The sequence below is a fragment of the Undibacterium sp. GrIS 1.8 genome, from assembly GCF_040544445.1.
In the GTDB taxonomy this organism is placed as follows: Bacteria; Pseudomonadota; Gammaproteobacteria; order Burkholderiales; family Burkholderiaceae_D; genus Undibacterium.
This window is the reverse complement of sequence record NZ_JBEONQ010000025.1, coordinates 36,403-51,525: the sequence shown is the minus strand read 5'-3', so window position 1 is coordinate 51,525 and position 15,123 is coordinate 36,403. Positions and strand designations below refer to the sequence as shown.

Genomic DNA, 15,123 nt, shown 5'->3' with positions numbered 1-15,123 from the left:
TGATTATATGGACAGTAATTTATACTAATAGAGAGTATATTTAATTTACCATTAACTATGTCTCACTATAACTTCATCGGTTTAACATAACCCGTCATCTCCAGATACCCTTGACCGACGCGCTTGCCGTCTCTCTGGATCGTAACAGCGCCTTCCCAATACAAGGCCCCAGTTGAGCGACGCGAATCTAATTCCTGATCGTCTTGTAGAGGCGTGATTTGCCACTGCGTATTTGCAGTAGAGATCGTGGTGGCAACCGGATAAGTTGCATTAGTGCGAGGTGAGCGCCATGTACGCACAGGTTGGAAGCGAATTTGCTCTGGCAAAAATTGTGTAGCTTGGCCGGATTTATCGCGCAGCGTTGCATGCGACCAGACAGTCTCACCGCGTTGATTACGGATTTGAAACGCCATCAGCACGTCACCATTATCCAGATTGGCGCCGAGCCAATCCCAGCCTGTGGCTTGCGCATCCAGCACGCTGGTAGACCATTCGTGATCTAGCCAGGCTTTGCCCTGCACCTTCATGTTAGGGGATCCCAACTTGGCGGCACTTTCAGACACAGCAGAAGAGCTATTTGGCCGCATCAGCTTACCTGACACTTGCAGTTGAGGTTCACTATAGTAATAGCTTGCTTGCTCTGGTTTTGGTCCCTTACGGGAGTAACCAGCCTCGCCTTGTAGCAAGAGTGGCTGTGTTGGTGTGAGCTGTAACTGTAGTGAGAAGTCACGCGTACGCACTTGCGCCTGATAACTACCATCAGCGTTTCGCAGCAAATGCCAATCACTCAATTTCACATCCGTATTCCCTACTTTGGCATACGCAAGACCAAAACCGGAGCGAGCGCTTTTTTGATCATGTAACAGATGTCCAAGCTTAGGATCAGAGAGCGCGGCATGCGCAATCACTAGCTGCGATGGTGCAAACGCGCTGGGGTTGTTCCGGTCGTGATCGGTTGCTGAACGGAAGAAGGTAATCTGAAAACCGATCGCCTGATGATCCGGTGTGTCTAGCCAGCCAGTGACGTACCACCATTCAGTACGAAACGTGGGATGGGCACCAAAGTCGGTGGGGAATTGTAGCGATTTACCAGCTTGCACTGCACTGAAATCAGGTGAAGCTGCCTGAGTGGCAGTCCCAACCATCGCCAATAACAAGCAAAAAATAATGGAAAAATACGAAGCAGCGCTATGATTCCTTTTCTTTTGATTCCACATTACCAATCCTCCCTCACCGCCCGCACCGAATCACCGGCCACAGCGCGCGCACCTGACAACATCGCCGTCGCGGCAGACGATAACAATAATAAAACGGCGACCGATGCCAGCATCAACCACGGAATATGCATTTGCATACTCCAATGAAATGACTGAGGATTAACAATAAAAATCAGCACCAGACTAATAATCCAACCGAGTACGAAGCCCACCATAATCCCCAATCCTGTCAGCAGACTTCCCTCTGCACCCAGTATTTGTAATATCTGTGAGCGCGTCACCCCAACATGACGCAGCATGCCAAACTCTTTGCTGCGCGCCAGTGTTTGCGCCGAGAATGTTGCCGCCACACCGAACAAACCGATCATCATCGCAACGATCTCTAATAAATATGTCACAGCAAAACTACGATCAAAAATTTTAAGACTGATTGCGCGTATTTCTCCAGGATCAGCGAACTCGACCGTATTCCCAAATGGTAGCGCCCTCACCTGTTTAATAACGGACACCGTACTGATATCAGGATTAAAAAATAGCGCGGCATCTGTCACAGTAAGGTCTGCCGTCAACCGCTGATAATCTGATAAGCGAATTTGTATCGAGCCAGATTGCCTCGCATAGTCACGCCACACGCCTGCTACTGTAAATGGATGCACGCCTGTACCGACAGGCAAATTGATACGTTGCCCGACACGATATCCGTACAAATCCAGCATCGCTTCCGACACCCAGACCGGCATGGTCTCTGCTGCGATCTTAGTCGCATCCATCACATCCTCAGTCAGCGGCAGGGTGCGCCCGGGATCTGTGGCATCAATCGTGCGGGCGATCATGATGACGGGTGGCCGTGTTATATCTAGCGTCAAGGGAGTTGTGCGCAAAAACTCTGCGCGCTTTATACCTGCCAATGTGCTGATCATGTTTTGTTGTGCTGGGTTCATTGCTGCAGTTTCACCGTTAGACGCTGTGCGCACATATAAATTGGCAGACAATATTTGCGCCAGCCAATCATCGACCGACACCCTAAAGCTCGACACCATAATCGCCATCGCCACCATCAGACTGAAACTCGACAACACACCTCCCAGTGCAATCGAGGCTTGATTTGGCGTGTTGGCTAGGCGAGCAAGAACGAGCAACATGACCTGATTTTTTCTCAGCAAAGCAGCACGGCTTTGTAGAAAATTCAGGAGAAACGTGAATACCACTGCGGAACAGCGAGGCATTAATCCAATACCGCCGATAAGCAATAAAGCGACCGCCAGATAACCAAATACCGGCAATTCGAATACAGGCGGCAATTGCGTCAGCACACCACCCAAAGCCAGACATATCATCGCCGGCCAAGGCGATGCGAAGCGCGTCATCGCAACATCCTCACTGCCGGACTTTAATGCAGGTCCCGGCTGCGCGCGAGCCGCTTCTAAGGCGGGCGCCAAACTTCCTAGCAACGCAATCCCCGTACCGAGTAAAAAGAAAACGGCAGCAGACGTCAAATCAAACTGCACACTGGGGCGGATGCCGGGAAAATAACCGCCACCCAAATCGCCACCAAAAAAACGTAGCGCCAGTGCGGCCATGCCATATCCGGAAGCCAGTCCCACCAAAGACCCGAGCGCCCCAAGCACTCCGCCCTCTAACAAAATTTGGCGCAGCAACAAAGACCGCGTCATTCCAATCACACGCAACAATGCAAACTGAGAACGCCGGCGCAGTACCGACAAAGCCTGTGTTGAAAAAATCAAAAATGCGCCGGTGAATAAGGCGACCAAAGCAAGCACGTTCAAATTAACGCGATATGCACGTGACATATTGGCACTGCGCGCCTCCTGATCTGCACTCTCTGTGATCAATAAGTGCTTATTAAGTTTATTCGTAAATTCGTTCGTCGATTCATTCGCAAATTCTTTAGATAAGCTGCGACGAAAAGCATCACGGGAGATGCCGCTGTCCAGCTTTAAATCAATCCGCGACAGCTTACCAAGTCGACCAAAGCGCCATTGCGCCGTAGCGATATCCATGACGGCAATCCTTTGCCCGGGACGGGCCCTGACAATGCCACCAGCAACGCGCAGTTGTACGATCTCTGTACCGTTTTGCAAGCGCAATTTGTCTCCTAGCTTCACCATCAGCCATTCTTGCGCGGCGGGTGATAAAAAGATGGCATCATCAGACAAGGTATCAAACGGACGGTCACTCTGCGGTACTCCGATTAAATCCGGGGCCAATTCCATCGCCTGAAAAACATCAATCCCAAGTATTTTCAGGGCACTGCGCTGTCCCGGCACCGTTGCATCAATTTCCAAAACAGGATTCGCCAGAGTTACCCCTTGGTGCTCGGCAAGCAAAGGATAAACCGACTCATCAAACAAGCTTTGGGTGCCACGTACTTGCAAATCAGATTGCCCTGTCAAGCTTTTGGCTGCCGCAGAAAATTCATTTAATGCAGCACCGTTAATCAGGTCAATGGCAAAACCCAAGGCAACGCCAAGGGCAATCGCAGCGATGGCAGCGATCGCTCGCACTGGATGTGCTCGCCATTCGCCAAACACCAGCCATTTCATTAACTGGCTATGTAAATTACTCAGCATGGAGGCGCGCAACAGAGTGATCTGCTATCGGGGCAAGCGGATGCAGTCCCTCATTAGTCAGTATTAAAATCCGATCTGCCGTCGATGCCGCTGCCATGGAATGGGTCACCATGATGGCGGACGCGCCATTGGCTTTAATTTCATCACGCAATAATTTTAAGATACCTTGCGCCGTGGTCGGGTCCAGATTGCCGGTCGGTTCATCAGCCATGACCAATGTAGGTCGATGCACCAGTGCGCGGGCAATGGCGACACGCTGTAGCTCTCCTCCGGACAATTGACGAGGGAAATCACTCCCCCGTCCATCCAGACCAACCGCTTTGAGCATCTGTGTCGCACGCGCAGGTGACTCGCCATTCAACAAGAGTGGCAAGCTAATGTTTTGCATCAAAGTTAAGTGGGGTAAGACATGAAAAGCCTGAAAAATAAATCCCAGTTTTTGGCGACGCAGGCGGGTCGCTTCGTCATCCGTCAGTTGCGACATGATCGCGCCATCAATCAGAACACTGCCAGAATCCGGCGTATCCAGTCCTGCAATCATATTCAGCAAAGTTGATTTGCCGACGCCGGATTCGCCCATGATTGCAATGTACTCCCCCGCCTGTAGTGTGAAATCCAAACCAGATAACACCACACGCCCATCGGCATAACTTTTCTTCAGGGCGCGGCACTCTAGTGCGGGGACTTCACTCATTTATCAACCATTCTTTCATGTGATTTCATTTGATTATTAGCTCCAGCTTGCCAATCACTATTTGCGATAACTCTATGCGATATATTTTAAATACGCAGGTGCGCGGCGATGCTTGGTCGCTTGCTCAAACGCGTAGGCTAGTTTAATCAGAGTTGGTTCTGCATAGGCGCCCGCGACAAACGACACTCCAATCGGCAAACCATTAAAAAATCCAGCAGGCACCGTAATGTGCGGATACCCAGCAACCGCTGCCGGTGATGAGAAGCTGTCGCCAGAATGATCGCCATTAATATAATCGGTCAACCATGCCGGGCCGCCTGTCAGGGCAAATAGTGCGTCTAGTTTGTTCTCGTTCATGACTTTATCGATACCCTCTTGGCGTGAATATCGATGATTATTTTCTAAGGCATCGAGATACTCTTTGCTGTCCAGTCCGGCTTTGGCTTCTGCACGGATCAACAGTTCCTGATCAAAATAAGGCATCTCCTTATCACGATGTTGCTCATTAAACGCGATCACATCTTTTAAGGTTTTGACCGGAGCACCAACACCAAATTCTGCCAAATATTTATTTAGATCGGTTTTCAGTTCGTACAGTAAAACCTCTAATTCTGAATCACCATATTTACTCATATTAGGTACTTCAACATCGATCAGAATGGCACCTTTGGCTTTCATTACCGCCAAAGCTGCATCAACAATTGGCTGTAGGCGCATATTGCCACCCATCGCATTACGCGCGACGCCGATACGTGCGCCTTTTAAACCATCTGCATTCAGATATTTTGCGTAGTCAACTGCCTTGCCGGTACTAGCTGCCGTCGCAGCATCATGCGTATCGACGCCGGTCATGGCGGTTAACATTAACGCGGCATCGCTGACTGAGCGTGTCATTGGTCCGGCGGTATCTTGCGAATGGGCGATAGGGACAATGCCATCACGACTGATCAGCCCCAGAGTTGGTTTGATACCGACCAGTCCACAAATCGATGCTGGTGAAGTGATCGATCCGTCTGTCTCTGTACCTACTGCAATAGCGACAAGGCTAGCGGCAACTGCCGCACCGGAGCCAGAGCTGGAGCCACTGGTATTACGGTCTAATGCATACGGGTTTTTGGTCAAACCACCGCGTGCGCTCCAGCCAGAGGTGGAACGGGTAGACCGCATATTTGCCCATTCACTCAGATTAGTTTTACCGAGAATTACTGCACCGGCTTCACGCAATCTGGCGACTAAAAAAGCATCGCGTGGCGCCTTGGCGCCGACCAGCGCCAGCGATCCTGCAGTGGTCTGCATTTTATCGGCAGTAGCAATATTGTCTTTGAGCAGCACAGGAATACCATGCAAAGGGCCGCGCGGCCCTTTAGCTTCGCGCTCACGATCCAGGACATCGGCGATGGCTAGTGCATCCGGATTGAGTTCAATAATTGCGTTTAAAGTCGGACCCGCTTTATCGACGGCTTTGATCCGCGCTAAGTATTCAGTGACTAGTTTTTTTGATGTCAGCGATCCCGCAGTCATTGCCGCTTGCAGGTCAGCGATGCTGGCTTCAACGATGTTATGAGCTTTTTCAGCCGCTATTGCTGGAGGCGCAGCAAGTGTGCCAGAAGCACTAACGACATCAGCGACACTAGCGGCGCTGGCGATTACACTCAACTTCATAAAATTCCGACGATGCATAGATTACTCCAGTTAGAGATAGAACAAACCCATCAAAAACCTTCTTAACTTAGGTCAGGCAAGATAAGTCGCAGATAAAAAATATACTTAACAACTATATTGTTAAACGAAGACGTATCGTCTTTTTATTTCAGTTCAATTTGACCGGATTCCATTAGAGTGTTTTATGCATCGTCGAACTGAAAATGACTTCTACAAATTTTATTTTTAGCGAAGTATTAAGCGAGTTATTAAAGGGGATGAAGAAGAAGAATGCAGTCTGCTCTAACGTTAGAAATACGCCTGACGACACGTATAAGTATTCTAGTTTACATATGATTTCCACCCTTCGACGGAGTTTAATTCATACAAATATTTCCTATACTCCCAATTAGTATAATTTAATCGTCCAATCAATTACTGCCCTACAAGGCAGATTAGTAAAAAATAATGGGGAGTATATTCAATAGAGACGAGTAAACGCAGCTCAAAGAATTTATTTAACCGAGATACCTGCAACAATGCTATTGAGTCGCTCTGGCAGCTAACATACCTTTGGCTATTTGCTCGGATAATTGCCGGACTGACTCAGACACAGCGGGCGCAATCGGGTCGTAACCTGCACCGCTGACAGGGACGGTGATGACAGTACGCTCGCGCTTGAGTGTATTTTTACTGCCATCCTGTAGTATCCAGATTGCCTCTAATGTCACCTTATCTCCGCTCTGTATCAATAGCTGGGCTACTTGTATAGCCAAATGGTAGCGCGGCAAATTTTGTCCCGCTGCACTGGTATTGCTGACAGTAACCCTGTTTGCAATCCACGCCCCAGGCAACTGGCTTCGTAGATTGGCAACTACCGCCTGCCCAATCTGCTCGTCTAGTAATGCGACCCAACGCTGATCATCTGAGATGACCGATTCTGTCGCCGATTTTTGCACGACCAATTGGTTTCTGTTGATCGAATCCGGAATACGCACATCAGCCACGATTAACTCATAGGTGATTTTGGCGGCGTTAGCGTCGTCAGTCTGTGCACCGCTTGTATTATTGAGCGGATAAGTAAGTTGATAGTAACGCTCGGTGTAGGGCGTGGCACATGCTGTGAGCGCTAAGGTAAAAAGCGTCAAAATGATTTTTGATGCTTGCGCTTTGCGGTCCTGAATATTTAAAACCGAAGCCACGGTTCTGCTGACCAACACTTCAGCCATCATTATTTTACTCATCATATTTTTCTTCATCATGGCTTTACCTTTTGTTTGCCAAAGAGCAGCGCGTCAGGATGGCGCTCTAACATATCGGCCAGATTAGCCAAGGCTCGGGCAGATTTGGCGACTTGTTTTAAGGATTCGCGCACGTCTTGCTGCAAAGGTGCATCCTCAGCCAAGATTGCATTGGCATTGGCCAGAGTTGCCTTCGCTTCTTTTAAGGTGGAAGTGAGTTCTGGCGTAACGTCGGTATCCAGACGACGCACCAGTTTTTCGGTACTGGCTAGTGTGGTGTTAAGTTTTTCTAAAGCCTGTACGAGCTGAGCAGACATTTGCTCCATCGGCAGCTTATCGATTTTTTTAGCGATACGACCAACGGTATCCTGAATCTCGCCTAAGCCGCCGCCGACTGTTGGCAGTACTGGGTATGCGGTGCTCCAATCCATTTTGGCGGGTTTTGCATCCGGGAAAAAATCCAACGCGATATAGAGTTGTCCTGTGAGCAAACTACCGCTGCGCAATTGGGCACGCAAACCGCTGGCCAATAAATGATCGACCAGAGCGCGCTCTTTTGCCTCGGTATCATCATCGGGTGGTTTAGTACCTGATCTGACTCTGGACCTGAGGCGATCTGGGAATATATTAACCTCGACTGGGAAGCGTGGCACCCGACCATTGTCGGAAAACTCTACGCCCACCGATTTGACCTCGCCGATGACAATACCGCGCAAATCCACTGGTGCACCTTTTGATAAACCGCGCAAGGATTCAGGGAAGTACATCAAGAAATTACGCACCTTGGTATCCGGTGCACGCATCGCTTGTTCTCTGTCTTCAAACAAGGTAAAAATTGAGCCTTCAAATGCAGGCTTACCCCCTGGCAGCGCATCATCATGATCCTGGAAGGCCAAGCCACCTTCGATCAGCGATGTCAGTGACTCTGTGGTGATACGCAGGCCATTTGCATCGAGTTGCATATCCACCCCGCTGGCATGCCAGAAGCGCGTATCTGCGGTCACATATTGATCATAAGGTGCATCAATAAATACTCTGATCGTGACGCCCTTACCATCTTGATCCAGCGTAAATTTGGTGACATGTCCGGCGTTAATATGCCGGAAAAAAATCGGCGATCCATAATTGACCGAGCCAGTCTGAGTCCCACGTAATACGAACTCGTGACCGGCAGAGTCACGGGTCACCAGGGGCGGCTCTTCCAGACCCACAAACTCATCCGTCGTCGCTTCTGCTACACCGACATCAACACTAATATAGTTACCGGATAACAGCGTGCTTAAGCCCGATACTGAGCCACCGGAGATACGTGGTTTGACTACAAAGAAACGTGTGTCGGTCGCTAAAATATCGGAGGCACTTTTGATCAATTGAGCCGATACCAGCACGCGCTTGCGATCCGACGATAAGGTAATTGCAGTGACATGGCCTACATCCACATCTTTGTAGCGAATTTTAGTTTTGCCCGCCTCTAAGCCCTCTGCAGATTTAAAGCTAATCGTAATCACTGGCCCCTGACTGGTAACGCTATGTACGACTAACCAAATACCAATCAGCGCTGCAATAATCGGGACTGCCCAAACGAAGGAAGGCAAACGACGACGTTGCCTCACTTTGACATTGGGGATATCTGCAGAATTTGTGGTGATTGCAGGCTCAGATCCAGACTGCGGATTTGCTGCCTGCTGACTGGCTATTGGCTTAGCCGCTGGGGGAACACTTGCACCACCTGCGCTATCTGGTTTTTCTGATGTTGGATCACTCATGAGAAGTTTCTATAGCAGACCAAATTAAACGAGAATCAAAGCTTTGCGCCGACAGCATCGTCAACACGACAACAGCACCAAAGGCTAACGCACCACCACCCGGATGCACCGAGGCAAGCGACTGAAACTGCACCAGCGCAACCAGCACAGTCACCACATACACATCCAACATCGACCAACGACCAACCGCCTCAATAAGTCGAAATAACTGGGTGCGAGGTAATGGATTTGAAGTCGATTTTCTCCAGCAAGTCAGCAATAATAAGCTGATTGAAAATAGCTTCAGCATAGGTACCATGATGCTGGCAAAAAAGACCAGCAGAGCCAACGGCCAGGAGCCAGTTTCTAGCAACAATAATACCCCGCTCATAATAGTGTCGTCTTGTCCGCCGAAGATGGTTTCGGTATGCATGACAGGCAATAAATTAGCGGGGATATACAAAATAGCCGCAGCCAAAAGATAAGCCGCAGATTTTGCCAGACTATCTTTATCACGCAAATGCAAAGACGCACCACAGCATGGGCAATGCGTAAACGATGCATATTTGGTCGAACACAAAGTTTCGCAGATATCGCAACTCACAAGGTGAGCCGCGGCACCGTTTTTACCCAACAGGTTTGCTGCTGGCACGGCACCTGCGGCAACAACTGCATTAATAGCACCAACAGCACCAGCCACATCATGTTCAGACATGCTTGACCTCATCAGCAGAGGTCAATCTTGTGCTTTGCTGATGTGCCCATACCCATACATTGCGCGGCGTCAGAATAGATGTCAGTCCCGCACTCACACAGATCATTGCGGCACATGACCACAAGGCAGGGCCAATAATAATATCTGCCATGTGTTGCAGTTTGACTAGCGACACCAGCAACCCCAGCATAAATACTTCTACCATGCTCCAGGGACGCAGCTTCTGTAAAAACCGCATAGGTGCCCCGACGGCTTTATCTGGATCGCCAAATTTTAATGAATATAAAACATACAAAGCCATCATGATTTGCAAGGCCGGAGCCAGCATCGTTGTGACGACAACCAGGATTGATATCGCGTGCATCCCATCGTTCCACATCGATAAAGCGGCATGAAACAAAGTTGTATTGTTAGTGGCTTGCTGCACCTTGAGTGTGAGTAGCGGAAAGCTATTTAATATCAGCAGCAAAATCGCCGATGTCACCGCAATCGCCAGCGCCTGATCTAACGTAGCGCGGCTATTTCTGTAAAGCATGGCCTGGCAACGAGGACAACTAGCCGTCTCGCCAACGACCAGCTCCAGGTCACGACAAATCAGGTCACATTCGTGACAGACAATGAGCTTGACAGCAGTTTGCTTAATATTAGTTTGCTTGACTGGCGAAGTGGATGTGTTCATCGTCCTTGCTATTGCTGCATTGTGGGTAAGTATGTAGATAAGCCGCGACTGCTGATAAGGCAATCAATTATTGCCGACAAACCCGAAAATTGCTAGCGACAATGGGACTGGCAATAGGACTTACAATCGGACTGTAAATGATGAATACAAATATTCATAGAATTTACACAAAAATCCAAATCTCTCACCAAAGAGGTAAAGAGAAAATCAGCACTTTTCTCTGCATTGGTTGCTCCTCTATGCCTCTATCGTGAAAGGTCTTGAGCTTTTTTGTCCTTTCTGCTGACGCAAAAAAATGGCAACCTTTTATCCGGTCAGCGTCTTCATCGTCAACGCATTTTTTACACTACTCACAGCATGCATTTCGCCACTGCGTAAAGCTTGCTCAGTATCATGCGTTATACGATGAAATAATCCCTCAGGATTGGATTGCATAGTCGCATACATTCCTACCCAAGCGTCACGACCACTTTGTTTGGCGTGGTACAAACCAATATCTGCCAACTCCACTACCTGTGACCAGCTTAACTGTCGAGGATGCTCCGGTAAAAAAGGAAAACAGGCGAAGCCAACCGAACAGGTCTTTGCGATTTTGACGCCATCTGCCAAGTCAAATGCCAGACTACTGACCGCAGCACGCAAGCGTTCTGCAATTATTTTTGCCTCGCTGCGGTCAGTGCCGCGCGCTACCAGCAAAAACTCTTCACCGCCCCAACGAATAATGTAATCGGTTTCGCGTGCCACTTTTTGTAAGCGTTCCCGCATCTGCACTAAAACCAGATCACCTGCTGCATGACCATATTTATCATTGATCAACTTGAAATGATCGATGTCAATCATAAAAAACACCAGATCAATATCGGCGGGCATCTCTGCTGCTGCACGTTGCAGACGCTTTTTGTTGCGACGTAAAGTCATCGCAACATCGTTATCGATATGCTGCAACAAAAAGCGCCGGTTACGTAAACCTGTCAGCGGATCAGTAAGGCTGGCTTGCTGCTGCTCCCGGTAAGCATGTTCCAGTTCAATATTTTTATCGACCAATTGGGATTGAGTATCACGCAGCGTCTTTAAGGTTGCCTCTAGTTGCCGGTAGGCTGTCGCATTCTCTAGCGCAATCGCGCCATACGCGCACAAAGTACGAAAGATCAAACGCTCGCGCTCTGCATATGCCTGAGTCTGCGGTGATTGAATCGACATTACACCTAACAAACGCTGCCCTATGGTTAAAGGAAAAAATAAGGCGCTAGAGGAAGTACGCGTGCCGGGAATCTGATTCGGGTTATATCCTTGCGACGCCTGCTCTCTGATGACCTCTACCCGCTCGCGCGCGCACTTAGCGACATTGGAACTTGGATGCGATATTGGGCCGCGCAGCGCTGGCAACGGCTGCCCGTCTTCAATACCAAAAGCGCAGCTAAAATTAACGCCATCTGGCTCCATTAAAAATATCGAAAAATGCATCGCATCAAGTAAGCCATGAACATGCTTATACAGCGTTTGAAAAACTGCGTTTGCATCTAAATGTGCTGTGATTTCCTGACCAATCGCACTCAAACGCTCAAGCGTCAGACTAGTTTGTTGCAAAGCCTCTGCCCGCTTTGCCTCAGACATTGCCAGTTCTTGATGATATTGCGCCTCGGCGTGGGCGCGCTCAGTCTGATGACTGATCTGCATTGCAGCAGCACGGTTAGTCGCATCAGCGCTATTAGTTTTCTCGCGGGCGGCAATGGCTTTCACTGCGATAGCATAGGCTTGAGCCGTATCGCCGATATTGGCATGCTCGCGCGCAATCTCATCGAGCAAACTACCGGGCACAGTATATCCATCAATCGTGGCAGCAACATCCAATGCCCGGTTCAGATAATACAAAGCGGCAGTTGGTGCTGTGGTCGGCGTAGAAATCGGATCGGATATTGGCAAAGAATGATGTGCATGTATTTGCGCCAGCACGCGTAAAGCATCAATCTGGTTAAACCCATTACGCTGCTCGACCGCCAGCGCCAGCGATGCTAGTCCGGCAGCTAAAGCTTCTTCGGGTCGCCCCAAATGTAATTGAGCATGCGACTGACCGCGCAAAGCAATGGTTTGTATGTCGGATTGATTTAAGGCAGTGGCACGTCGTTCCAACTCAAGGAAAGTATCAAGCGCAACAATATAATCTCCGCGATCCAGCGCGACATCACCCATATATTCCAGCGTGATTGCGTACGTACGCGAACCAGACAGCGGGATCAGAATCGTCAGCGCCTCCAGCAATAAATCATGCGCCGCTTTTAGCCGCCCAAGGTGACGTAAGGTGTCTGCAGTTTGTATCAAACCCAGCCCGATACTGGCTGGCCAACCAGTTGGTCGCGCCATTTCCAGACCGCGTTTCATCCATTCCAATGCACCCTGATAATCATTGAGATTATTAAAGCAGCAGCCAACATTCGTGGCAGCAATGATGATCCTTTGCACTTGCCCGGTAATCATCGCGTTTTCGTACATTTGCAAACGGTAGGTCGCGGCAGATTCAAAATCACTGATTTGGAAAGCGATCAGTCCCAGATAATCATAAACCCAGGTAGCAAGACCAGGATGCAAATTACTGAGATCAGAACCAAACCGCGTTCCCCAGCGCGCCTGAGCATTGTGTAAATCACGAAACACGGCAAAGCGCGCCATCGTGGCTTCCATCAAATCGGATCGCAAGCTATCGCCAGCGCGGCGCGCATCCGCCAATGCCAGTTCCAACTCGGCATCACGACGATTGGGATCGCTACGGTCTGCGATGATTAACGCCAGCAACCAATGTGCATCGGCACATCCGATCGCGTCATCCAAACCTTTAAACAAAAGTAAAGCGCGCTCCACCGTCGCCTCAGCAACATCAAGCTCGGCAAATAACCACTTCACTTCGCCACGAATCAGGTCGAGGCGACCAAGAATTCTATTGCGTTCGGCATGGGGAATATCCGCAATTTTGCTCAAAGCCTCCACCTCAGAAGCCAGAGAAATTGCCCGCGCCGCATCACGCTGACGCAAATGCCAAGAAAGTTCAAGCAAATCTAGAAGTTGGCTGGGTACACGCGAGGCCAACAGGCTGACCTCTAACTTGGCGACTTCTTCATCCAGTACAAGAATTTCCATTCGTCAATTTCACTTAGATTTTATGGTCAGTCACGATGATGTGAAACGCTTGCTGCCGATTCGGCATAGAACAAATAGCTATTCACTAAATAGTTATGCAGGGCCGCACTATTTGTCTCGCGCGGTAAGCCTGATCATATTCTATGGCACAACAAATAACACTCACTTGCACGAATTATTCTGGCCTACTAGCTGTAAGAGAACTGTCATATCAATGAATAAACAACAAACTCAACTAAATCCGAAATGTGACTTGAGCAGTGCAGGCAGAAAGCAGCACCATATTTCGACACAAAAAATCAGTACGGGCGATTTAATCTGCTTTTTTGCAGGCGAACAGTCTTGAAGATTAAACAGGTTTATATGTTGACGCAAATCAATAACAACGCACTTAGAAAATATACTCCCTATATGTATTTATTATTATCCATATAAATACTGCCTTGCAAGATGATTTTAATAAAAATTAAGGGGAGTATTTTAATTAGCAGATTATAAAATGCCAGGAAGATATAAGAAAATGGCTAAAAAAATATCCCACACCAAATAATCCGATCAAATCGTTACCGATTAAATGATTATTGACGCTCGTCGTATGCGTTTTTAAAATTTCGCTAAAATAGTCCATCTATTGTTGGGTCACTGGCAAGCTTGTTACGGCAATGACTCTAGCGATTTGACAAAATTCCACTTTCACATCACCTTGCTTTTCAACCCCTAAGGGAACATTCATGAAAACAGTTATTGCCTGCGCTATGCTGGCTACTGCAATTGCAGCACCAGCGTATGCTGCGTTAAGTGTCGGAGATGCCGCGCCAAACTTCACAACCCAGGCATCTTTGGGCGGAAAAGAATTTACCTTTTCACTCGCTGATTCACTTAAAAAAGGACCTGTTGTGCTGTATTTTTATCCAGCAGCCTTCACTCAAGGGTGCTCGATTGAGGCGCATCTATTTGCAGAATCGGTGGAGCAATATCGTGCCCTTGGCGCAACTGTCGTTGGGGTTTCTCATGATGACATCAAAACTTTAGACAAGTTTTCGGTCAGCGAATGTGCCAGCAAATTTGCCGTCGCCGCCGACACAGATCAAAAGATCATGAAATCCTATGATGCAATTCTCGTCATGAAACCAGAATACGCCAACCGCACTTCTTACGTGATTACGCCTAATAACAAAGTGATTTACTCATTCACGGACCTGGCTCCAGATAAACATGTAACGAATACCTTGGAAGCATTGAAAAAGTGGAAAGCAACTAATTAAGCAAAGAAAAGCAGGGTCTGGAAAAATCAGGCTCTGCTTTTATGGAGCCAATTCTAAGGCACCTCAACGGGAGCATATTCCAAGACCATGAAAAACTTTTATATTACGAATTAGGTACACTTAAAACGTCGGGTGCAACAACGTCAAACACTAGTGTCCGCAGAAGACTTCAGAAGTACTCATTTTTTATCGTCACATCTCGT

Annotated in this window: 10 protein-coding genes; 1 reads left to right on the top strand and 9 read right to left on the bottom strand. The window is 48.4% G+C overall.

Translation table 11 applies throughout. The annotated features are described in order from the left end of the window. Window positions 1-65: 65 nt before the first annotated feature. The 9 genes from AAKU64_RS13185 to AAKU64_RS13145 all read right to left on the bottom strand — a co-directional run bounded on the left by AAKU64_RS13185 (window position 66) and on the right by AAKU64_RS13145 (window position 13,655). Complete coding sequence (locus AAKU64_RS13185) at window positions 66-1,217, bottom strand: lipocalin-like domain-containing protein (protein WP_503012606.1); 1,152 nt, start codon at window positions 1,215-1,217, stop codon at window positions 66-68. After that, a complete protein-coding gene (locus tag AAKU64_RS13180) occupies window positions 1,217-3,808 on the bottom strand; it encodes an ABC transporter permease (RefSeq protein WP_354332515.1) in 2,592 nt (863 codons plus the stop codon). The genes AAKU64_RS13185 and AAKU64_RS13180 overlap by 1 nt, the downstream gene beginning before the upstream one ends. Beyond that, entirely contained in the window at window positions 3,798-4,502 is a 705-nt protein-coding gene (locus AAKU64_RS13175) for an ABC transporter ATP-binding protein (protein WP_354332516.1), read from the bottom strand. The genes AAKU64_RS13180 and AAKU64_RS13175 overlap by 11 nt, the downstream gene beginning before the upstream one ends. A 72-nt stretch (window positions 4,503-4,574) precedes the next feature. After that, window positions 4,575-6,182, bottom strand: a complete 1,608-nt coding sequence (locus AAKU64_RS13170; protein ID WP_354332518.1) for an amidase — start codon at window positions 6,180-6,182, stop codon at window positions 4,575-4,577. A 503-nt stretch (window positions 6,183-6,685) separates the two neighbouring features. Beyond that, complete coding sequence (locus AAKU64_RS13165) at window positions 6,686-7,405, bottom strand: PqiC family protein (RefSeq protein WP_354332520.1); 720 nt, start codon at window positions 7,403-7,405, stop codon at window positions 6,686-6,688. After that, a complete protein-coding gene (locus AAKU64_RS13160) occupies window positions 7,402-9,150 on the bottom strand; it encodes a PqiB family protein (protein ID WP_354362230.1) in 1,749 nt (582 codons plus the stop codon). Before AAKU64_RS13160 ends, AAKU64_RS13165 begins: the two co-directional genes overlap by 4 nt. Further along, window positions 9,143-9,844 carry a paraquat-inducible protein A gene (locus AAKU64_RS13155; protein ID WP_354362229.1) on the bottom strand — a complete coding sequence of 234 codons (702 nt, stop codon included), beginning with the start codon at window positions 9,842-9,844 and terminating at the stop codon, window positions 9,143-9,145. The genes AAKU64_RS13160 and AAKU64_RS13155 overlap by 8 nt, the downstream gene beginning before the upstream one ends. Continuing rightward, window positions 9,837-10,523 (bottom strand): paraquat-inducible protein A, encoded by a 687-nt coding sequence (locus AAKU64_RS13150; protein ID WP_354332526.1) that lies wholly within the window; start codon window positions 10,521-10,523, stop codon window positions 9,837-9,839. Before AAKU64_RS13150 ends, AAKU64_RS13155 begins: the two co-directional genes overlap by 8 nt. Window positions 10,524-10,829: 306 nt before the next feature. Beyond that, window positions 10,830-13,655 carry a diguanylate cyclase gene (locus AAKU64_RS13145; protein WP_354362228.1) on the bottom strand — a complete coding sequence of 942 codons (2,826 nt, stop codon included), beginning with the start codon at window positions 13,653-13,655 and terminating at the stop codon, window positions 10,830-10,832. 731 nt (window positions 13,656-14,386) lie between these two features. On the opposite strand from AAKU64_RS13145, the gene AAKU64_RS13140 reads away from it, so the two are divergent. Next, complete coding sequence (locus AAKU64_RS13140; RefSeq protein WP_354332530.1) at window positions 14,387-14,920, top strand: peroxiredoxin; 534 nt, start codon at window positions 14,387-14,389, stop codon at window positions 14,918-14,920. The last annotated feature ends 203 nt before the right edge of the window (window positions 14,921-15,123 follow it).